At 59.4% G+C, this 20332-nt stretch carries 21 protein-coding genes, 1 tRNA gene and 2 pseudogenes; 19 read left to right on the top strand and 5 right to left on the bottom strand.

The window, feature by feature from the left end:
* The first annotated feature begins 4 nt into the window (after window positions 1-4).
* The 6 genes from C8K61_RS09450 to C8K61_RS09425 all read left to right on the top strand — a co-directional run bounded on the left by C8K61_RS09450 (window position 5) and on the right by C8K61_RS09425 (window position 6558).
* Window positions 5-457, top strand: a complete 453-nt coding sequence (locus tag C8K61_RS09450) for a MarR family winged helix-turn-helix transcriptional regulator (protein ID WP_108095994.1) — start codon at window positions 5-7, stop codon at window positions 455-457.
* Complete coding sequence (locus C8K61_RS09445) at window positions 454-2544, top strand: FUSC family protein (RefSeq protein ID WP_108095993.1); 2091 nt, start codon at window positions 454-456, stop codon at window positions 2542-2544. The genes C8K61_RS09450 and C8K61_RS09445 overlap by 4 nt, the downstream gene beginning before the upstream one ends.
* Entirely contained in the window at window positions 2541-2750 is a 210-nt protein-coding gene (locus C8K61_RS09440; RefSeq protein WP_108095992.1) for a DUF1656 domain-containing protein, read from the top strand. Before C8K61_RS09445 ends, C8K61_RS09440 begins: the two co-directional genes overlap by 4 nt.
* On the top strand, window positions 2747-3640 hold the full coding sequence (locus tag C8K61_RS09435) for an HlyD family secretion protein (protein WP_108095991.1): 894 nt from the start codon (window positions 2747-2749) through the stop codon (window positions 3638-3640). The genes C8K61_RS09440 and C8K61_RS09435 overlap by 4 nt, the downstream gene beginning before the upstream one ends.
* On the top strand, window positions 3637-5091 hold the full coding sequence (locus C8K61_RS09430) for an efflux transporter outer membrane subunit (RefSeq protein WP_108095990.1): 1455 nt from the start codon (window positions 3637-3639) through the stop codon (window positions 5089-5091). Before C8K61_RS09435 ends, C8K61_RS09430 begins: the two co-directional genes overlap by 4 nt.
* A gap of 267 nt (window positions 5092-5358) precedes the next feature.
* On the top strand, window positions 5359-6558 hold the full coding sequence (locus tag C8K61_RS09425; RefSeq protein ID WP_108095989.1) for an SMP-30/gluconolactonase/LRE family protein: 1200 nt from the start codon (window positions 5359-5361) through the stop codon (window positions 6556-6558).
* Window positions 6559-6617: 59 nt separating this feature from the next.
* Here the strand turns inward: C8K61_RS09425 and C8K61_RS09420 are convergent.
* Window positions 6618-6827 (bottom strand): annotated as a pseudogene (locus tag C8K61_RS09420) (integrase core domain-containing protein); the annotation flags it as partial.
* Between the two features lie 395 nt (window positions 6828-7222).
* Between C8K61_RS09420 and C8K61_RS26965 the strand changes: the two are divergent.
* Together C8K61_RS26965 and C8K61_RS09415 are read left to right on the top strand one after the other, a co-directional pair.
* A complete protein-coding gene (locus C8K61_RS26965) occupies window positions 7223-7357 on the top strand; it encodes a hypothetical protein (RefSeq protein ID WP_256589395.1) in 135 nt (44 codons plus the stop codon).
* Window positions 7357-7812, top strand: a complete 456-nt coding sequence (locus tag C8K61_RS09415) for a DUF1353 domain-containing protein (protein WP_108095988.1) — start codon at window positions 7357-7359, stop codon at window positions 7810-7812. The genes C8K61_RS26965 and C8K61_RS09415 overlap by 1 nt, the downstream gene beginning before the upstream one ends.
* On the opposite strand, the gene C8K61_RS09410 is transcribed toward C8K61_RS09415, so the two are convergent.
* Window positions 7809-8252, bottom strand: coding sequence for a hypothetical protein (locus C8K61_RS09410; RefSeq protein ID WP_108095987.1), 444 nt, complete (start codon window positions 8250-8252; stop codon window positions 7809-7811). The genes C8K61_RS09415 and C8K61_RS09410 overlap by 4 nt on opposite strands.
* A 66-nt stretch (window positions 8253-8318) precedes the next feature.
* Between C8K61_RS09410 and C8K61_RS26960 the strand changes: the two are divergent.
* Together C8K61_RS26960 and C8K61_RS26955 are read left to right on the top strand one after the other, a co-directional pair.
* Window positions 8319-8780, top strand: a pseudogene (locus C8K61_RS26960) (glycoside hydrolase family 19 protein); the annotation flags it as partial.
* Complete coding sequence (locus C8K61_RS26955) at window positions 8760-9305, top strand: DUF2514 family protein (RefSeq protein ID WP_371919982.1); 546 nt, start codon at window positions 8760-8762, stop codon at window positions 9303-9305. The pseudogene C8K61_RS26960 and the gene C8K61_RS26955, both read left to right, overlap by 21 nt.
* A 1-nt stretch (window position 9306) precedes the next feature.
* Here C8K61_RS26955 and C8K61_RS09400 read toward each other — a convergent pair whose 3' ends face one another.
* The gene (locus C8K61_RS09400; protein WP_218277807.1) at window positions 9307-9996 is read right to left on the bottom strand and encodes a methyltransferase domain-containing protein; all 690 of its coding nucleotides are present in this window, start codon (window positions 9994-9996) and stop codon (window positions 9307-9309) included.
* An 817-nt stretch (window positions 9997-10813) separates the two neighbouring features.
* Window positions 10814-10898, bottom strand: a tRNA-Leu gene (locus C8K61_RS09390).
* A gap of 109 nt (window positions 10899-11007) precedes the next feature.
* Here C8K61_RS09390 and queA point away from each other — a divergent pair.
* The 6 genes from queA to C8K61_RS09360 all read left to right on the top strand — a co-directional run bounded on the left by queA (window position 11008) and on the right by C8K61_RS09360 (window position 17121).
* The gene (queA, locus tag C8K61_RS09385; RefSeq protein ID WP_108095983.1) at window positions 11008-12057 is read left to right on the top strand and encodes a tRNA preQ1(34) S-adenosylmethionine ribosyltransferase-isomerase QueA; all 1050 of its coding nucleotides are present in this window, start codon (window positions 11008-11010) and stop codon (window positions 12055-12057) included.
* A 14-nt stretch (window positions 12058-12071) separates the two neighbouring features.
* Complete coding sequence (gene tgt / locus C8K61_RS09380; protein ID WP_178086444.1) at window positions 12072-13187, top strand: tRNA guanosine(34) transglycosylase Tgt; 1116 nt, start codon at window positions 12072-12074, stop codon at window positions 13185-13187.
* 38 nt (window positions 13188-13225) lie between these two features.
* Window positions 13226-13570, top strand: coding sequence for a preprotein translocase subunit YajC (gene yajC, locus C8K61_RS09375; RefSeq protein WP_108095981.1), 345 nt, complete (start codon window positions 13226-13228; stop codon window positions 13568-13570).
* A gap of 63 nt (window positions 13571-13633) precedes the next feature.
* Complete coding sequence (gene secD, locus C8K61_RS09370) at window positions 13634-15502, top strand: protein translocase subunit SecD (RefSeq protein ID WP_108095980.1); 1869 nt, start codon at window positions 13634-13636, stop codon at window positions 15500-15502.
* A gap of 9 nt (window positions 15503-15511) precedes the next feature.
* Window positions 15512-16423 (top strand): protein translocase subunit SecF, encoded by a 912-nt coding sequence (secF, locus tag C8K61_RS09365; protein WP_108095979.1) that lies wholly within the window; start codon window positions 15512-15514, stop codon window positions 16421-16423.
* A 146-nt stretch (window positions 16424-16569) separates the two neighbouring features.
* Window positions 16570-17121, top strand: coding sequence for a glycine zipper 2TM domain-containing protein (locus C8K61_RS09360; RefSeq protein ID WP_108095978.1), 552 nt, complete (start codon window positions 16570-16572; stop codon window positions 17119-17121).
* Window positions 17122-17172: 51 nt separating this feature from the next.
* Here the strand turns inward: C8K61_RS09360 and suhB are convergent, their stop codons facing one another.
* Window positions 17173-17988, bottom strand: a complete 816-nt coding sequence (gene suhB / locus C8K61_RS09355) for an inositol-phosphate phosphatase (RefSeq protein WP_108095977.1) — start codon at window positions 17986-17988, stop codon at window positions 17173-17175.
* Between the two features lie 145 nt (window positions 17989-18133).
* Here suhB and trmJ point away from each other — a divergent pair, with 145 nt between their 5' ends.
* The 3 genes from trmJ (at window position 18134) to iscR (ending at window position 20318) form a co-directional block, all read left to right on the top strand.
* Complete coding sequence (gene trmJ, locus C8K61_RS09350) at window positions 18134-18913, top strand: tRNA (cytosine(32)/uridine(32)-2'-O)-methyltransferase TrmJ (protein WP_108095976.1); 780 nt, start codon at window positions 18134-18136, stop codon at window positions 18911-18913.
* Window positions 18906-19685, top strand: a complete 780-nt coding sequence (cysE, locus tag C8K61_RS09345) for a serine O-acetyltransferase (protein ID WP_108095975.1) — start codon at window positions 18906-18908, stop codon at window positions 19683-19685. Before trmJ ends, cysE begins: the two co-directional genes overlap by 8 nt.
* Window positions 19686-19826: 141 nt before the next feature.
* The gene (iscR, locus tag C8K61_RS09340; protein ID WP_108095974.1) at window positions 19827-20318 is read left to right on the top strand and encodes a Fe-S cluster assembly transcriptional regulator IscR; all 492 of its coding nucleotides are present in this window, start codon (window positions 19827-19829) and stop codon (window positions 20316-20318) included.
* The last annotated feature ends 14 nt before the right edge of the window (window positions 20319-20332 follow it).

Genomic DNA, 20332 nt, shown 5'->3' with positions numbered 1-20332 from the left:
TTCAATGACCCTCGAAGCACTCCAGCTCAATATCAGCAGCGGCATGGTGACGGCGTCCCGCCATTGGCGACGCATTTGCCAGGCGACGTTGGCCAACTACGGAATTTCCGAAGCCTGCGCGGTGCCGTTGCTGATGATCGTGCGCCTGGGTGACGGTGTACGACAGGTGGCGGTGGCGCAGGCCGCCGGGTTGGAAAGCCCGTCACTGGTGCGCCTGCTCGACCAGTTGTGCCGCGCCGGTTTTGTTTGCCGCAGTGAAGACCCGGACGACCGCCGCGCCAAAGCCTTGAGCCTGACCCCGCGCGGCCGCGAGCTGGCCGAATCGATTGAAAACGAGTTGGTGCGCCTGCGCCGCGAAGTGCTGCAGGACATTCCCCCGGCGGACCTCGAAGCTGCGCTGCGCGTGGTGCGCGCCTTTGAAGATGCCGGGCGCACTAGCGGCGGAGAACCTTTATGAAAGGCTTCTTCGCCGGCATGCCGCCGGCCCGCGACTGGTTCTATGGCGTGCGAACCTTCGGCGCCTCGATGCTGGCGCTCTATATCGCCATGATCATGCAGATGCCGCGTCCGTACTGGGCGATGGCCACTGTCTATATCGTCTCCAGCCCCTTTGTCGGCCCTACCAGCTCCAAAGCGTTGTACCGCGCCGTCGGCACCTTGGTTGGCGCGGCGGCTGCCGTACTGTTTGTGCCGTTGTTTGTGCAGACGCCCTTGCTGCTGGTCGTGGTGGTTGCGTTGTGGACCGGCACCTTGCTGTTTCTGTCGCTGAACCTGCGCACCGCCAACAGCTACGCGCTGATGCTCTCGGGCTACACCTTGCCGCTGATTGCGCTGCCGGTTGTGGATAACCCCAGCGCGGTGTTCGACATCGCCTCGTCGCGTACCCAGGAAATTTTCCTCGGTATCGTCTGTGCGGCGGTAGTTGGTGCGGTGTTCTGGCCTCGGCGCCTGGCGCCGGTGCTGATGGACGCCGCAGGTGCCTGGTTCGCCGACGCCACGCGCTACAGCCAGCACTTTCTCAGCCGCGGCGCTGCGGCAGCGGAGGTGGGCAGCTTGCGTGCGGCGATGGTGGCCAGCTTCAACACCCTGGAACTGATGATCGGCCAGCTTCCCCATGAAGGCGCGCGGCCACAGACGGTGCGCAATGCCAAGGAATTGCGCGGGCGGATGATTCATCTGCTGCCGGTTATCGATGGCCTGGACGACGCGTTGATCGCCATCGAACGCCGTTCGCCCGATCTGGTGGCCTTGCTCGCGCCCGTGTTGGAACAGGCTCAGCAGTGGCTGCTGAGCACCGCCAACGATGCCAATCCTGAACGCTGGCAGACGCTGCGCGAGCAGCTCGACGCCTTGCAGCCGACCGCTGAAGCGCTGGACGAACGCCGCCAATTGCTGCTTTCCAACGGGCTGTATCGCCTAGGCGAGTGGGTCGATCTGTGGCAAGACTGCCGCAGCCTGCAGCACGCGATTCTGCTCGATGACCAGGCGCCCTGGCGCGCGGTTTACCGGCACTGGCGCCTGGGTCGCCTGACGCCGTTTTTCGACCGTGGGCTGATGCTCTATTCGGTGTTTTCCACCATCAGCGCGATCATCGTCGCCTCCTTGCTGTGGATCGGCCTGGGCTGGACCGATGGCGGCAGCGCGGTGATTCTCGCCGCCGTGGCCTGCAGCTTCTTCGCCGCCATGGACGACCCGGCGCCGCAGATTTACCGGTTCTTTTTCTGGACCGCGATGTCGGCGCTGTTTGCCAGCCTCTACCTGTTTCTGATCCTGCCCAACTTGCACGACTTCCCGATGCTGGTGCTGGCCTTTGCCGTGCCATTTATCTGCATTGGCACTCTCACCGTGCAACCGCGTTTTTACCTCGGCATGCTCCTGACCCTGGTGAATACCTCGTCGTTCATCAGCATCCAGGGCGCCTACGACGCCAACTTCATGACCTTTATCAACAGCAACCTGGCCGGGCCCGTGGGCTTGCTGTTCGCCTTTGTCTGGACCCTGGTGATGCGCCCCTTCGGCGTCGAACTGGCGGCCAAGCGTATGACCCGTTTCAGCTGGCGCGACATCGTCGCCCTCACCGAGCCGGCGACCCTGGCCGAACACCGGGGCATGGGTGTGCGCATGCTCGATCGCCTGATGCAGCACCTGCCGCGTCTGACCCAGACCGGCCAGGACACCGGCAGCGCGCTGCGTGATCTGCGCGTGGCGCTGTGCTTGCTCGACGTGCTCGCCTACCTGCCGCGTTTGCCGGTCAGTGCGCAAACCTCGCTGCAGCAAGTGGTGGCTGAAGTGGGTGAGTACTTCCGCGCCTGCCTGAAAGCCGGAGAGCGCCTGCCCGCGCCCAAGGGCTTGCTGATGACCATGGACCGCGCCCGCCGGGCGATCAATTTTTCCGCCTGTGCCGAGGCCGAACAGGCCCGGCTGCACAGCCTGCTGGCCCTCAGTGGTCTGCGTCTGGCCTTGTTGCCGGGCGTGGAAGTGCTGGTAGAGGCAGGCGATGCACAGGAACAACTGCCCTACGGCATCGATGGAGCTGCACTGTGATCGGTGATCTGGATATCAGCGGGGTATTCCTGCCCACGCTGCTGGTGATGATGGCCTTCACCTATGTGCTGTACCTGTTGGTGCATGGCGTGCTCAATCGCCTGCACTTCTACCGCCTGGTCTGGCACCGGGCCCTGTTTAACGTTGGTCTCTACGCCGTACTGCTCGGTGCGGTGGATGCTATTTGCCGAAGCCTGATGCTATGAAAAAACCTATGTTGACCCTGGGCCGCGTGGTCCTGACGTTGTTGATGGTGACCCTGGCTACCGTGGTGGTCTGGCGCATGGTGATGTACTACATGTTTGCGCCCTGGACCCGCGACGGCCATATCCGCGCCGATATCATCCAGATTGCCCCGGACGTGTCCGGGCTGATCGAGAAGGTCGAAGTGCGTGACAACCAACCGGTGAAACGAGGCGATGTGCTGTTCACCATCGACCAGGACCGTTTCACTCTGGCGCTGCGTCAGGCCGAAGCCACGGCCGCCGAGCAGAAGGAAGCCTTGGCGCAGGCGCAGCGTGAAGCCAAACGTAACCGTGGTCTGGGCAATCTGGTCGCCCGTGAGCAGCTGGAAGAAAGCCAGTCCCGCGAGAGCCGTGCCCAGTCGGCAGTGGCGGCCGCGCAGGTGGCGGTGGATGCCGCCAAGCTCAATCTGGATCGTTCGGTGATCCGCAGTCCGGTGGACGGTTACCTCAACGACCGTGCGCCGCGTGCCCATGAGTTCGTTACCGCCGGGCGGCCGGTGTTGTCGGTGGTGGACGGCGAGTCGTTCCACATCGATGGCTATTTCGAAGAGACCAAGCTGCAGCACATTCACATCGGCCAGGCTGTGGATATCCGCGTGCTTGGCGACAATACCCGTCTGCGCGGTCATGTGCAGAGCATCGTTGCTGCTGTGGAAGACCGCGACCGCACGAGCGGCAGCAACATGCTGCCCACTGTTAACCCGGCTTTCAGCTGGGTGCAATTGGCCCAGCGCATTCCGGTGCGTATCGCCTTTGACGAGGTGCCGGCCGACTTCCGCATGATTGCCGGGCGCACCGCCACGGTATCGATCATCGAAGGCGGCGACGCGACGGCGGAGAACGCGCAATGAACCGCCAGGCAGCTCGCGGTTTACTGACGGCAGCCAGTTTCGGCCTGGTGTTGTCGGCATGCCAGGCAGTCGGGCCGGATTATCAATTGCCTAAAGAGGCCGCCGTGCAGCGCGCGGATCTGCAAGGGCAACTGGCGACCGGCAACAGCGACGTGGTGTCGGCACCGGTGCCGGCGGACTGGTGGAAACTCTACCAGGATCCGCGTCTGGACCAGTTGGTGCAGCAGGCTATGGCTTCCAACACCGACTTGCGGGTGGCTGCCGCCAACCTGGCGCGTGCCCGCACCCAGGTCGAAGAAGCACAGGCCGAAGGTGGTTTCAGCGGCAGCGCCAAGTTTGGCGCCGAGCGTTTGCAGGAGTCCGGCGAAGCCTTCCTGCTCACCGAAAAAGTGCCGGTCGCCAACATCGGCAGCGGCTCGATCAGCACCTCGTATCAGTTCGACTTGTGGGGCACCTTGCAGCGTGGCATCGAGTCGGCGCAGGCCAATGCCGATGCGGCGCAAGCGGCGGCAGACACCGCTCGAATCACCCTGGTGGCCGAAGTGGTGCGCGCCTACACGCAAGTGTGCGCCGCCAACGAGGAGCGCAAAATCGCCCAGCAATCGCTGGACCTGCAAGAGGAGGGCGTAACCCTGGTGCAGCGCCTGCGTGATGCCGGGCGTGGCGATGAAACCCAGGTGACGCGCACGCAGACTCAATTCAAATCGCTACGCGCCGAGATGCCGCGCTACGACGCGGCGCAACAGGCAGGCTTGTTCACCTTGTCGATGCTGCTGGCCAAGCCGGTCAATCAATTGCCGGCGGGTGTCAGCGATTGTGCTGAGTTACCGCATATCGCTCAGCTGTTGCCGGTGGGTGATGGTGCCGAGCTGCTCAAACGCCGCCCGGACATCCGTCAGGCCGAACGCAGCCTGGCTGCCGCCACCGCCAAGATTGGCGTGGCCACCGGGCAGCTGTACCCGAACATCAGTATCGGGGCGACCGTGGGCAGCGTGGGTATCCTCGACCACCTCGGTGAGCCGGCCACCAACCGCTGGGGCTTTGGCCCCCTGATCAGTTGGACCATTCCCACCAATGGTGCGCGGGCTCGCATTCGTGAAGCCGAGGCGGGCACCCAGGCGGCATTGGCGCATTTTGATGGTGTGGTTCTTAACGCTGTACGGGAAACCCAGACCGGTCTTGTGCAATACAGCGCCTTGCTCGACCGCCGCGACGCCTTGGCCGATGCCGAACATTCGGCGCAGCAGGCGGCCAACCAGACGCATCAATTCTTCCAGGCAGGGCGGGCGTCGTTCTTGGCGGATTTGCAGGCGACCAAGACCTACACCGATATGCGTGCACAACTGGCGGCGGCCAATACCCAGGTGGCGATGGCGCAGATCAATCTGTTCCTGGCGTTGGGTGGGGGGTGGCAGGAGTCGGAGCGGCCATCCAACGTAGCGAAGCCTTAAGCGCGCTCCAGCGGCGCGAATGGGCCTTAGCGCCATGCGGCCTGTGCTTGGCGCGGGGCTGTGCAGGCGGGTTTCGGCAAATGCAGCGTTTACGTTTTCCCTTCCCACAACTCTCGCTGCTGTTGGTCGGTGCAGCTTAGGTTGCGGTCTACAGACTCCTTTGGTTCGGACTTTTAGCGTTGGCCTATGAAAGCCGGCACGCGCTTTCTATGTGCACGGCGTGTCACGACGTGCAGGTGAATAGTCTGGATAGAAGGAAGATCCGCTATGTGTTCTCAATCGTCGCTACGAAGCGCTTCAATTTCTCCATCCGCCAAAATCAGGCAGGCTTTTTTGGCTCTGATTGTCCCGTTTATCGCGCTGCCCGCCGTTGCCGAGAAAGCCGATGAACCGATTATTTATGTCGCTCAGGACGGCGACGCCAGCGCTGCATACGGAAACGGGAAGTTATCGATATTGACCCTGGATGCAGCCACGCCAACCGCAGAAATCGACAGTTACATCAATGCGCCGCGTATGGGCGCCGATGCGGCCGGCAATATCTACGTGGTCAGTTATCATTCCGGCACGCTGACGCGATATCCCGCGGGCGGCGGCGACGGCGTGGTGTTGAAGCGTGGTTTGGTTGGGCCCTCTGACGTCGTGGTTGATCGCCAAGGAGGTATCTACATCAGCGAAAGCTACCGGGTTTCGTACTTCCCGGCAGAAGGCGGAGAGCGGGTGGTGGTCGCTAATGTGATGGCGAGCCGACTGGCCCTGGATGATGACGGCAACCTGTATATATCGTCGCCCCAAGAGCGCACGGTATTTCGGAGAAACGCGGCTACTAACACGTTAGTGCCGTTGATTACTGGCGTGAGTTTTCCTACAGGCATGGCGCTTGACCCTGCCGGTAACCTCTACTTCTCGGTGGCCAAAACCAGCGAGGGGGACGGACCAGGTATTTACCGGTACAGCCCAGGGCAGTCCAAGCCTGTGCAGATAGTAAGTGGCGGCGAGTCACAGGGCTTGGCGACCGACGCCGCCGGGAGCTTGTACATGACGTGGGGCAAGACCATCTACAAGCTGGTCGTGGGCGACGGCGGGGCTGATTTCGAGGTGGTCGCCGACAACCTGAAATATCCCCAGGATCTGGTCATCACCCCGCGTTATGCCACGCCGCCATCCCTGCGGATAACCTCACCCAACCCACAGGAACTTGAGTATCTGCCCACGCAGCGGCCAATGGTTCAAGGCACTGGCGCGGTTGGCGCAGTCGTCACGGTAAGTATTAGCGCAGGGCCTGCCAGTGGCCCGGTAACGGTAGGCACCTATGTGTGCAATACCACGGTCAGCGCGCGCGGCACCTGGGAATGTGAGTCAACGGTTGATCTGACGCGTGGGCAAACCTTCGGTTTGCTGGCGTCCTCCTGGGGCTTGGATGGGACCCCTTCGCGCTCGAACGTCAGCGTTGCGATCAAGCATTAAGCCCGGCGTTGCTGATGTTCAGTGTCTAGTCCTGAAATAGGTTTACACCTGCTTCACTCTCAAAACGCCCGATGCACCGCATCGGGCGTTTTGTATTTCAAGGCCAAATGTGGCCGCTCTTCGTTATAAATCCCTATCGATTCGTCCACCATCTTTCGATCTTCTGAGAGGTTCTTGGGACGATGCAACAGGAACTCCATCTTCAAAATTCCGTTCACGCGCTCGGCCATTGCGTTTTGGTAACAGTCGTAGCCGTCGGTCATTGAGCAAGTCCCTGACTGCCACTTCTACGCTGAAATTCTGCCAGCGGATTACCCCGCTAAGGCCTTCTCTGGGGTATTCGCTCGGAACGATAAAAAGGGTTGGGTGCCAGCTGTACAGGGGGAAGCTCCTCCTGATGGTTACCACTTCGCCGAAAGCCTGCCGGATACCAGTTTGTTCGTAGCGCTGACTCAGGTTGATGCGGAACGGGATCGCCACATTGATGCTGGGATTGAGTTCGGCGGGATCCTCTATCAGTCCCGTGCCACTGACCGAGAGAACATTTCGGGCGCCGCTCAGCTCAGGTTCATGGCCGTCGTTTCCGGTGCCGTCGTCGGCGACTTGCGTTGGTCGAATCTTGGCTCTGACTTTCAGGATTGCCTCCGACAACTCCCTGGTGGCAATGGATGCTTTTACTGTGGTGGAGTTCGGCAAAGCCTCGGCGCAACGCAAAGCAGCGCTGATCTACGCCGGGCGAGCTTTGAAAAACCTGTCGGAAATTCCAGTCGATTTCGCAGCCGATAAGTGGTCGCCTTGATGAATCGTTTCCCCAATTCCTTGCAAGTAGAGTTGCAAGGGAACCGCAGAACATGGCGCCTCCTGGCGCTTTTTTCTTATCTGGCACCTGGCTTTGGTGCGATTACTGTTCCGCCGGATTTTGAGACTGACTTCGCGTCGGTCCGTCCGGTGCGCACGGCTGGCGTGTTTGCAGTACTTATCGGCCTGGTTCTGACACTGTTTGTGCCGTGGGTTGGCTCGTTGCTGGCGGCATTCGGTCTGGCTGCGCTGTTGCTCTATGCCGCAGTGGTTTCCTATGGGCAAGAAGCGGCCGTGATCCACGACTACCTGTATGCCACGGGGCTTTTGCCCCGGCTGTTGGCGGACCGTGTTTTTCGTGATGCCTTGCGTTCCAGCGGTCATGCACGCTGGCGGGCTGGGCTTATGTGGGCAGGCGTTCGACTCGGAGGGCGCTCTCGATTTAAAAAAGGTTAAACCTTGGCGTCGAGCACTGTTTTAAGCACGTTGAACAGCAGAAGGACATAGGGTTGGGGAGTGCCGATCGTGTCAATTCTAAGTTCGCCGTCTTCATTGAAGACGTCACCGTTCTCGTTGACTAGAAAAGCACCAGCCTGGAAATTTTTCTCGTCAGTAATTCTGGTGCAGATGATGTCCACCCTGGCGTAAATTTTCTCCCCAATTTGGACTGGGGTGGTCGATAGCCAAAATGGCTTGCTCAGCACAGTTCCTTCGGCAACACGAGGCGGCATATCCATGGTCCAAAAAGTGGCGTAGTCGCCAACGGCGTGCTGCCAGAGTTTGCGCCAGGTTAGGAAAATATTTGCGACCTGGTCATTGGCATTGCGCCAGCTGTTTTCTGCCCGAAAAAATTCTGCTGGGTAGTCTCTGCCGTCTCGGCTCTTAATTTCAAACATCCCTTCGTATCCTTTCCTGTGGGCGCTTACGTTGATGCCTGCGCGATTATTTCTGATGGAGTTTTAATGGAACTCACGGAGCAACAGTTGCTTCGTAACATGCCCAACGCCCGCCGCCAAGCGGGCGTTTTTGTTCCTGTCCTCAATGCGGCGATGTCACGCCACCAAATCAACACGCCCCAGCGCAAGGCTGCATTCCTCGCGCAGATTGGTCATGAGTCCGGCCAGCTTCAGTTTTTGCGTGAGCTCGGTGGCGATAACTATCTGGCCAAGTACGACACCGGCCCCTTGGCCGAGCGCTTAGGCAGCACGCCCGCGCCAGATGGTGAAGGCCAGCGATATCGCGGACGAGGGCTGATTCAGATCACCGGCCGGAAAAACTACCAGGTGTGCAGCGCCGCGTTATTTGGCGATCAGCGCTTGATGGAAAAACCGGAACTGCTCGAACAGCCAGAGTGGGCGGCAGAGTCCGCGGCGTGGTTCTGGTGGGTGCGCGAGCTCAACGCGTTGGCTGATCACGGCGACTTTGCTGGCTTGAACGCCGTTTTGCTGAAGGCGCTCCCGTATCTGCTCGCTGCTGGCTTGGCGTTCGCCGCTCTGTTCGGTGCCTATACCCACGGCGTGACTGTCACCGACAACAAGTGGAAAGCAGCCAATGCCGATCAGGCCTTGCTCAAGGCTAAAGGCCTGGCGGCCGAAACCGGCAAGGCCCGGACTACAGAGCAGGGCTGGCAACAGAACTCCAACCAGGTGGGAAAAGATGCCCGAGTACAAATCGCGGCTGCGGCCGCTGATGGGATTGTTGCTGATGCAGCTGGTGACGGCGTGCGGGACGCAGCAATCAAACTGGCCGCCGCTGCCGGCAACGTGTCCTGTGATACCGGAGCTATCGAGAGAGGCGCGGCAGCCACCCGCGCCGCGATGGTGCTCTCCGAATTGTTCCAGCGCGCTGACAAGCGAGCGGGGGAATTGGCTAAAGCTTTTGACCAATCCCGAATAGCAGCAATGGCGTGTGAGGCTAGTTACGACGCCATCGCAAAGAGTATTGATTAGGCTAAATCAGGTCGAAGCCTTTCCAGTAATCTACGAAGCCGTCTTTGGAAATGAAGTATTTGGTTTGTAGTTCGTTGTTAATAGCGTCGATCTTCTTGTGAAGATTCTTAATTTGTGGGTGGGAGTCTTTGAATAAGAACCAGCTTTTTGCCTGGGGGGAGTAGACTGATTTAGAGTAACCCCATTGGTCCATCAAGATTTCCATGCTCTTATTAGTATGGAACGCAGTATGGACCATGGGCGTAATATAAAACCAGTTCGGATCGTTCGGGACTGTCTCGCAAACTACGGTATGGATCATAAGTACACCGTTATTGCTAACGAGATTGTTAACCTCGTTGAGCGAATCACGATGTGTCACGTGCTCAAACATTGCGCTATTTATAACTAGGTCGTAATGCTTGAGATTCGGCTCTTCCACGTAGCCGGAGTTTTGGTCAGTCGATCTGACGAACTTGTCGAATATCGAAATTTTATGATTGAAGTACTTGGCAAGGGCCTTCGCCATGGTTCCATATCCTGCGGCATAGTCCAGAGTGTTATCCAGTTGGACCAGTCCGTGTTGATTAAGAATGGTTAAGGCAAGGGATTGGTCGATATAAGGTGGTTGGTTCGATATTTGGGATTCAGGATTTTGTTCGAAAAAATGATGCCACTTGTAGTTTAGTTCAGACCATTGGTCTGCACTCATTTGTTGGTGGGTCTTCGAAAGTACGAAACCGCAGTGGTCACATTTAAAATACTGCACTTCAAGTGGAGTCGAGTACGGGCTAGGAGACCCTGCCGAATAAGTCTTTGAGAAAAAATAAGTTGTCCGAGACGCGCAGATTAGGCAGGCGTCCTGCGTGTTAGGGTGGCTCACGGTGTCGTCCTTGAAGGTTATTGTATCGAGCATGTTACGTTGGTTCGCGGCATGGGTCGATGCACGTGAGTACCTGTATTGGCGTGGCTGCGTTTCGTTAGTACGCCTGGTCGGGAGCGCGTTGTAAGGTGGCGTCGCCTCTAGTGCTGTTTATTTGTACAGTATAAGGGGTTGCGCGATGATGTTTTTAGTGGTGGCAAGGCGTAACCGTGGAGTGACCTTGAACAGGGAGGGCCTCAACAGGATGAAGCCAGTAAGGGGGGGCGTTTTGATCGATTCTGGGAGGGTGGATTCGTTGGCGCGTTTTAGCGTGGTCGCGCGCATTGCTCCGATAGAGCCCCTCGACCCTGATCCGTTGCCCCGGCTGCTGGACGTAACGATCCAAGGGATGGCGCAGAACGATATGGTTTTAAGTGGAATTGAGGAGATTGATAACTGCTTCTACGCCCAGTCATGGTGGTGCCGTTTCGAGTGACGGTAATGACAGTAAGTAGCGCCCGGTGTCCCAGGTTTAGCCTGTGATCCCGGGCGTTTTTTTATGCCTGAAATTTGGGGTGGAGCTCCGGCATTGCACCGAAGTCGTTACGCCAATTTTACGCCAGGCATAAAAAAAGGCCTTGCTGATGCAAGGCCTTTTTAATGTGCTTGGTGCCCCGGGGGAGACTCGAACTCCCACTCCTTGCGAAAACGGATTTTGAATCCGCCGCGTCTACCAATTCCGCCACCAGGGCACATAGGGCGCGCAGTATAGGGAGACCTTCGCGAGTGGTCAACGGGGTCGCGTGGTCAAATTTGCCTATTTCCGTTAAACTTCGCGCCCCTGAAAAATGACCTCCCATCATGCGTGTTGCCGATTTCAATTTCGAGCTGCCGGACGCCCTGATTGCGCGCCATCCACTGGCCCAGCGCCAGGGCAGCCGCCTGCTCAGCCTCGACGGCCCAACCGGTGCTCTGGCCCATCGCCAGTTCTCTGACCTTCTCGAATACCTGCGCCCCTGCGACCTGATGGTGTTCAACAACACCCGCGTGATTCCGGCGCGCCTGTTCGGCCAGAAGGCTTCCGGCGGCAAATTGGAAGTGCTGGTGGAGCGCGTGCTGGATAACCGCCGCGTGCTCGCCCATGTGCGTTCGAGCAAGTCGCCCAAGCCGGGCTCGAGCATTCTGATCGACGGCGGTGCTGAAGCCACGATGTTGGCGCGCCACGATGCGCTGTTCGAGCTGGGTTTCAACGAAGACGTATTGCCGCTGCTCGAGCGCGTCGGCCATATGCCGTTGCCTCCTTATATAGACCGCCCTGACGACAGCGCCGACCGCGAGCGTTATCAGACCGTGTACGCCGAGCGTGCCGGTGCGGTGGCGGCGCCGACGGCGGGGCTGCATTTTGATCAGCCGCTGCTGGCCGCTATCCGCGCCAAGGGCGTGGAGACCGCGTTCGTTACCCTGCATGTTGGTGCCGGCACTTTCCAGCCGGTGCGGGTGGAAAAGATCGAAGATCACCACATGCACAACGAGTGGCTGGAAGTGACGCAAGAAGTGGTCGATGCCGTGGCCGCCTGCCGTGCGCGCGGAGGCCGGGTGATCGCCGTCGGCACCACCAGCGTGCGTTCGCTGGAAAGCGCCGCGCGCGATGGCCAGCTCAAGCCGTTCAGTGGCGACACTGACATCTTTATCTACCCGGGCCGACCCTTCCATGTGGTCGATGCCCTGGTGACCAATTTCCATCTGCCCGAATCGACATTGCTGATGTTGGTTTCGGCATTTGCCGGTTACCCGCAAACCATGGCGGCCTACGCTACGGCGATTGCCGAGGGTTACCGGTTCTTCAGTTACGGTGATGCCATGTTCATTACCCGCAATCCCGCCGCGCGCGGACCCGAGGAGCAAGCATGAGCCGCACCTGCCGCATGACCTTCGAACTGCTGGCCACCGACGGCAAAGCCCGCCGTGGTCGCCTGACCTTCCCCCGTGGCGTGGTGGAAACCCCGGCGTTCATGCCGGTGGGTACCTACGGCACCGTCAAGGGCATGCTGCCGCGCGACATCGAAGCGATTGGCGCGCAGATGATCCTCGGCAATACGTTCCACCTGTGGCTGCGACCCGGTATGGACGTGATCAAAGCCCACGGCGGCCTGCACGAGTTCATGCAGTGGAAAGGCCCGATCCTCACCGACTCCGGTGGTTTCCAGGTGTTCAGCCTGGGCGCCATGCGCAAGATCAAGGAGGAGGGCGTGACCTTCGCCTCGCCGGTCAACGGCAGCAAGGTGTTCATGGGGCCGGAAGAGTCGATGCAAGTGCAGCGTGACCTCGGTTCCGACATCGTGATGATTTTTGACGAGTGCACACCGTACCCGGCAGACGTCGATGTGGCGCGCACCTCCATGGAGCTGTCGCTGCGTTGGGCCAAGCGCTCGAAGATCGCCCATGGCGACAACACCGCGGCGCTGTTCGGAATCGTCCAGGGCGGCATGCATGAAGACTTGCGCATGCGCTCGCTGGATGGCCTGAGCGAAATCGGTTTTGACGGCCTGGCCATTGGTGGCTTGTCGGTGGGTGAGCCCAAGGAAGAGATGATCCGCGTGCTCGACTACCTGCCAGGGCGTATGCCGGCAGACAAACCGCGTTACCTGATGGGCGTTGGCAAACCTGAAGACCTGGTTGAAGGTGTGCGCCGTGGTGTGGATATGTTCGACTGCGTGATGCCAACGCGTAATGCGCGCAACGGCCATCTGTTCGTCGATACCGGGGTTCTGAAGATCCGCAATTCGGCTCACAAGCAGGACAACAGCACGCTTGACCCGACCTGCGATTGCTACACCTGTCAGAACTTCTCCCGGGCCTATCTGCATCACTTGGACAAGTGCGACGAAATGCTCGGTAGCATGTTGAATACCATCCACAATTTGCGTCATTACCAGCGCCTGATGGCTGGTTTGCGCGAGGCTATTCAACAGGGTACATTGGCCGCCTTCGTCGATTCCTTCTATGCCCGGCGCGGGCTTACTACACCGCCGCTGGACTGACAGATCACCTTTTAAAGAATCTCTAACAGGAGTTTTACATGGGCTTTTTCATTTCCGACGCTCTCGCTGACGGCGCAGCGCCAGCCGCTGCTGCCGGCCCTATGGGCGGCGACAGCATGTCGATCATCTTCCTGGTCGGCTTCATGGTCATCTTCTACCTGATGATCTGGCGTCCACAGGCCAAACGCGCGAAAGAGCAGAAGAACCTCTTGAGCAACCTGGCCAAGGGCGACGAAGTGGTGACCTCCGGTGGCATCGCCGGCAAGATCACCAAAGTGACCGACGATTTCGTGGTCATCGAAGTGTCCGACACAGTTGAACTGAAAATTCAGAAAGGCGCCATTGGTGCCACGCTGCCCAAGGGCACTCTGAAAGCCATCTAACTTCACCATTTTTACCATTCGACGGGGCGCTAAAGGCGCCCCGCGTCATAAGCGGGCGGCGTCATGCTGAACAAATACCCTCTGTGGAAATACCTGCTGATCGCTGCGGTTCTGGTGATCGGCTTCATTTACTCTGCGCCGAACCTGTACCCGGATGACCCGGCCGTACAGATCAGTGGTGCCAGCACCGCCCTGCAGGTCAGCCAGGCTGATCTGGATCGCGCGAGCAAGGCCCTGACCGACGCAGGTATCGAGGTCAAAGCGGCCACCTTGGCTGCGCAGGGGAAGGGCGGTCTGATCCGTCTGCTGAAAAAAGAACAGCAACTGCCGGCCAAAGACGTTGTGCGCAAGACCATGGGCGATGACTACGTCGTCGCGCTGAACCTGGCGCAAACCACGCCGAACTGGCTGCGTAGCCTGGGTGCCAGCCCGATGAAGCTGGGTCTGGACTTGTCCGGCGGTGTGCACTTCCTGCTGGAAGTGGACATGGAAAAAGCCCTGGATGCCCGTCGCAAAGTCTACGAAGGCGATGTGAAGAGCCTGCTGCGCAAAGAGCGGGTGAAATACCGCAGTCTGCCTGATCAGGATGGCGCCATTCAGTTGGGCTTCAGCGATGAAGATTCGCTGAGCAAAGCGCAGGCGCTGATCCGCAAAGACTTCACCGATTTCCAAGTGACCGCTGTCGAGCGTAACGGCATGCAAGTGCTGCGTCTGGCGATGACCCCGGCCAAGCTGGCCGAGATCCGCGAGTACTCGATCAAGCAGAACTTGACCACTGTACGTAACCGCGTCAACGAACTGGGTGTGGCTGAGCCGCTGGTTCAGCGTCAGGGTGCCAACCGCATCGTGGTTGAGCTGCCAGGCGTGCAGGACACTGCTGAAGCCAAACGTATTCTCGGTAAGACCGCCAACCTGGAATTCCGTCTGGCCGCAGGCCCGGATGCCACCAAGGCTACTACCGAATCGTTCGAATTCCGCGAGCCGGGCCGTCGCCCCGTGCCGCTGGAGCGCGGTTTGATCATCACCGGCGACCAGGTGACTGACGCCAAGGCCAGCTTCGACGAAAACGGTCGTCCGCAAGTGAACATCACCCTTGATGGTCACGGCGGCGAGCTGATGAGCCGCGCTACGCGCAGCAACGTCGGCCGCAGCATGGCGGTGATCTTCATCGAGCAGAAGCCGACTACGACCTACACCAAGCAAGTGGTCGACGGCGTCGAAAAAGATGTCGCGCTGCAGACCTTCAAAGAAGAGAAGAAGATCATCAGCCTGGCGACCATCCAGTCGCCGCTGGGTAGCTCCTTCCGCATCACCGGTCTGGAAGGTAAGGGCGAGTCGTCCGAGCTGGCTCTGCTGCTGCGTGCCGGTGGTCTGGCGGCGCCGATGTACTTCGCTGAAGAGCGCACCATTGGCCCGAGCCTGGGTGCGGACAACATCACCAAGGGTATCGACGCCTCGCTGTGGGGCATGGTCCTGGTTTCGCTGTTCATCATGGCCATCTACCGCTTCTTCGGTGTGCTGGCGACCGTCGCCCTGGCCTTCAACATGGTCATGCTGCTGGCGCTGATGTCTTTGCTGGGTGCAACCCTGACCCTGCCAGGTATCGCCGGTATCGTCTTGACCATGGGTATGGCGGTGGACGCCAACGTGCTGATCTTCTCGCGGATACGTGAAGAGATAGCCAACGGCATGACCGTGCAGCGCGCCATTCACGAAGGTTTCGACCGCGCCTACGCGGCGATTCTCGACGCCAACCTGACTACCTTGCTGGTTGGCGGCATCCTGTTCGCCATGGGCACCGGGCCGATCAAGGGCTTCGCCGTGACCATGTCGCTGGGTATCGTCACTTCGATGTTCACCGCCATCATGGTTACCCGCGGCATGGTTAACCTGATTTTCGGTGGTCGTGACTTCAAGAAGTTGTGGATCTAAGGGGCTGCTATGAAACGTACGATTAAGTTTATGGCCGTGCGCAACGTTGCGTTCGGCTTCACCCTGCTGCTCACCGCCATCGCGCTGTTCAGCATGTTCCACAAAGGCCTCAACTACGGCTTGGACTTCACTGGCGGTACGCTGATCGAGCTGACCTATGAGCGCGACGCGAACCTCATGCAGGTGCGTGAAGAGCTGCAGAAAGCCGGTTTTGCCGATGCTGTAGTGCAGAGCTTTGGTGCCACCAACGAATTGCTGGTGCGCATGCCTGGCGATGACCCGCAACTGGGCAGCCGTGTGGCTGATGCGCTGCGTAAAGTGGATGCCGATAACCCGGCTACCGTGAAACGCGTTGAGTTCGTTGGTCCGCAAGTGGGTGAAGAGCTGCGCGACCAAGGCGGCCTGGGCATGTTGCTGGCCTTGGGCGGCATCATGCTGTACCTGGCTTTCCGCTTTCAGTGGAAGTTCGCGGTCGGCGCCATTGTTTCCCTGATTCACGACGTGATCGTGGCGGTAGGGGTGATTTCCTACTTCCAGATCACCTTCGACCTGACGGTGCTGGCAGCGGTACTGGCGATCATCGGCTACTCGCTCAACGACACCATCGTGGTCTTCGACCGTGTACGGGAAAACTTCCGTGTACTGCGTAAAGCCACGCTGATCGAGAACATCGATATCTCCACCACCCAGACCCTGCTGCGGACCATGGCGACGTCGATCTCGACCTTGCTGGCGATTGCGGCGCTGCTGTTCTGGGGTGGCGACAACCTGTACGGCTTCTCTATCACCCTGTTCATCGGCGTGTTGGCGGGTACCTACTCGTCGATCTACATCGCCAACGTGGTGCTGATCTGGCTCAACCTGAATGTGGAAGACCTGATCCCGCCAGCCACGACTGAGGCGGTGGACGAGCGTCCATAAGCTTACTGGCTACACTGTGACCGCGGTCGCGCTTGGCGTGTACCGCGGTTTTTTTTGGTCGGTTGTTTTGAACTGGTTGTAGGAAATGGACTCCAAGGCTAGGAGAAAGGCGCTACGGCGCTTCTGTGTCAACCAGGAGGTTTCAAGTGAACAAGTCGATGCTAGTTGGTGCGGTGCTGGGCGCGGTAGGTGTTACCGCCGGAGGTGCTGTTGCAACTTACAGCTTGGTGGGCGGTGGCCCGGAGTACGCACAAGTACTCGCGGTAGAGCCGATTAACGAAACCATCAAGACTCCGCGGCAGGTTTGCAAAGATGTCACCGTGACCCGGCAAAAGCCGGTCAAAGACCAACATCAGATCGTAGGTAGCGTGCTGGGCGCTGTGGCCGGTGGCCTGCTCGGCAACCAGGTAGGCGGCGGTAACGGCAAGAAAATCGCCACCGTGGCCGGTGCAGTTGGCGGCGGTTACGCCGGCAACAAGGTGCAGGAAAACATGCAGGAAAATGACACCTACACCACCACCGAAACCAAGTGCAACACGGTCACCGACACCAGCGACAAGCTGGTCGGCTACAACGTGAAGTACCAATTGAAAGACAAGGTTGGCCAGGTGCGGATGGACCGTGATCCGGGCAGCCAGATTCCGGTGGATGAGAAGACCGGTCAGTTGATCCTCGGTCAGAACCAGCCGGCTCAATAACCCAGCCATAAAAAAGCGCCCCTTGGGGCGCTTTTTTTATTCCTGAAAAACTTAGCGTTTTTGCTGAGCCGACAGGTGCGGCTGGATCGCGGTGAGTACAGCCTTGAAGCATTTGGTGTTGCCGGCAACCACGTGACCTTTTTCCAGGAATTCGTGACCGCCGGTGAAGTCGCTGACCAGGCCGCCTGCTTCTTGAATCAGCAGTACGCCAGCAGCCATATCCCACTCCGACAGGCCCGCTTCCCAGAACGCATCGAAACGGCCGGCAGCGACGTAAGCCAGGTCCAGGCTGGCAGCGCCGGCGCGGCGGATGCCTGCGGTCTGGCCAACCAGGCTGCGGAACATGCCTAGGTAGTTATCGAGGCCGTCCATCTGGTCGTCACGGAACGGGAAGCCGGTGCCCAGTAGGGCGCCTTCCAGGCTGGTGCGGCCGCTGACGCGCAGGCGACGGCCGTTCAGTTGGGCGCCACGGCCACGGCTGGCGGTGAATTCTTCTTGGCGAACCGGGTCGAGTACCACGGCGTGCTCAAGGCGGCCGCGGTATTTGCAGGCAATGCTCACCGCGAAATGCGGGATGCCACGCAGGAAGTTGGTGGTGCCGTCCAGTGGGTCGATGATCCACAGGTAGTCTTCGCCGTCGCCGCTACCTGGGTGCAGACCGGTTTCTTCGCCGAGGATGGCGTGGGTTGGGTAGGCTTTGCGCAGGGCGGTGATGATGCTGGTTTCAGCAGCGCGGTCGACTTCGGACACGTAGTCCTTGGCGTCCTTCTCATCGACCTTGATGGTATCCAGGCGCTCGATGGAGCGGAAAATCAGTTCACTGGCGCTGCGGGCGGCGCGCAGCGCGATATTCAGCATTGGCTGCATGGATGGGTCACCTGGGTCGTTAAAGAAAGCCGAGCAGTCTATCAGAAAACCTTAGATGAAGAAGAGCCGCCTGGCATGCGCATGGTGTTTGCTGGGGTGCTTCTGTAAGATTTGCCTCCCTTTATCGTCTGTGTGAGCGCTTGTCTTGCTGGAAAATATCCGCGTGGTTTTGGTCAATACCAGTCATCCCGGCAACATCGGCGGTGCCGCGCGGGCGATGAAAAACATGGGGCTGTCGCGCCTGGTGTTGGTCGATCCGCAAGATTTTCCCAGTCATGAAGCCAGCGCTCGCGCCTCTGGCGCCGATGGCATTCTGGAAAGCGCTCAAGTGGTTGCCACTCTCGAAGATGCGTTGGTTGGCTGCACCCTGGTGCTCGGCACCAGCGCGCGCGACCGGCGCATGCCCTGGCCGATGCTCGACCCCCGCGAGTGCGGCGTGCACGCGGTAGAGCGGGCGGCCGAGGGCGGCGAGGTGGCGTTGGTGTTCGGCCGCGAATACGCCGGCCTGACCAACGATGAGCTGCAGCGGTGTCATTACCATGTGCATATCCCGTCCGATCCGGACTTCAGCTCGCTCAATCTCGCCGCCGCCGTGCAAGTGCTGGCGTATGAGGTGCGCATGGGTTGGCTGGCAAGCCAGGGGCAGAGCAAGCGCGCCGAGAAGGTCGAAGTGGCCTCGCCGCGCAGTGAACAGCTGTCGACCATGGATGAGTTGGAACTGTTTTACGGGCACCTGGAAAGTACCTTGGTACAAATCGGCTTTCTCGATCCGGAAAACCCCCGGCACCTGATGTCGCGACTGCGTCGGCTGTTTGCCCGTAGCGCCGTAAGTCAGTCGGAAATGAATATTCTGCGTGGCATTTTGACCGAAACTCAAAAGGCCGCTCGCGGAGAGCCCCACAAGCGGAGAGGTGAAGATGTTTGAGCGCGTAAGAGAAGACATTCAAAGCGTATTCCATCGTGACCCGGCGGCGCGTAACGCTTTTGAAGTCCTGACGTGCTATCCGGGGCTGCATGCCATCTGGCTGCATCGCCTCTCTGGCTGGTTGTGGCTGGCGGGCTGGAAATGGCTGGCGCGCATGGTCTCGAACTTCGGTCGCTGGCTGACAGGCATCGAGATTCATCCGGGCGCCAAAATCGGTAAGCGCTTCTTTATCGATCACGGCATGGGCATCGTCATTGGCGAAACCGCCGAGATCGGCGATGACGTCACCCTGTATCAGGGCGTGACCTTGGGCGGTACCAGTTGGAACAAGGGCAAGCGTCACCCCACGCTGGAGAGCGGTGTGGTGGTGGGGGCGGGTGCCAAGGTGCTGGGTCCGTTCACTGTCGGCGCCAACGCCAAAGTTGGCTCCAATGCGGTGGTGACCAAGGCAGTGCCGGCCGGCGCTACCGTGGTCGGTATCCCGGGTCGCATCATCGTTAAGGCTGATGATGAAGTGGAAGCCAAGCGCCAGGCCATTGCCGAGAAGCTTGGTTTCGATGCCTACGGCGTCAGCCAGGACATGCCCGACCCCATCGCCAAAGCCATCGGTCAACTCTTGGACCATTTGCAAGCCGTAGACGGACGTCTGGAGGGGATGTGCTCGGCGTTGAAAGCCCTCGGTAGTGATTACTGTGCCCAAGAGCTGCCAGCACTGCGTGACGAGGACTTTGACGACGTCTGCAAAGGTCTGGACGACAAGCCGGCCGCCTGATGCGCGCCAAAGCGCATTTTTTGCTATTATTCGCGCCCCTCATTCCGCGCAATCCCGAGTGTTTTAATCGGTCTTATAGTTGACCTAAATACTCGGGAATAGCATACTTGCGGCATATTCAGTGATCTCGCGGTACAAGCCATGCGATTGACTACCAAAGGTCGTTACGCCGTGACCGCCATGCTCGACTTGGCACTTCATGCCCAGCATGGTCCGGTTTCTCTGGCGGATATTTCCGAGCGCCAGGGCATTTCCCTGTCTTATCTCGAGCAATTATTCGCCAAGCTGCGTCGCGGAAATCTGGTGTCCAGCGTGCGCGGTCCGGGTGGCGGTTATCAGTTGTCGCGTGACATGCGTGGCATTCAGGTCGTCCAGGTGATCGACGCGGTCAATGAGTCGGTGGATGCCACCCGTTGCCAGGGCTTGAGCGGTTGCCACGATGGCGACACCTGTCTGACCCATCACCTGTGGTCCGACCTTAGTCAGCAGATTCACGAATTTCTTAGCGGTATCAGTTTGGCCGACCTTGTTACCCGCCATGAGGTGCAGGACATCGCCAGACGCCAGGATCAGCGTCACTGCTCAAGCAGAACGCCTCGCATGGATAAAATTGAAGCGTCCGCCATCGATTGAGTAGGGCGCCAGGC

This window comes from Pseudomonas sp. GV071, from assembly GCF_003050835.1.
GTDB lineage: Bacteria > Pseudomonadota > Gammaproteobacteria > Pseudomonadales > Pseudomonadaceae > Aquipseudomonas.
Note: the sequence above shows the minus strand (reverse complement) of the source record. Positions and strands in the feature narration are given on the sequence as shown.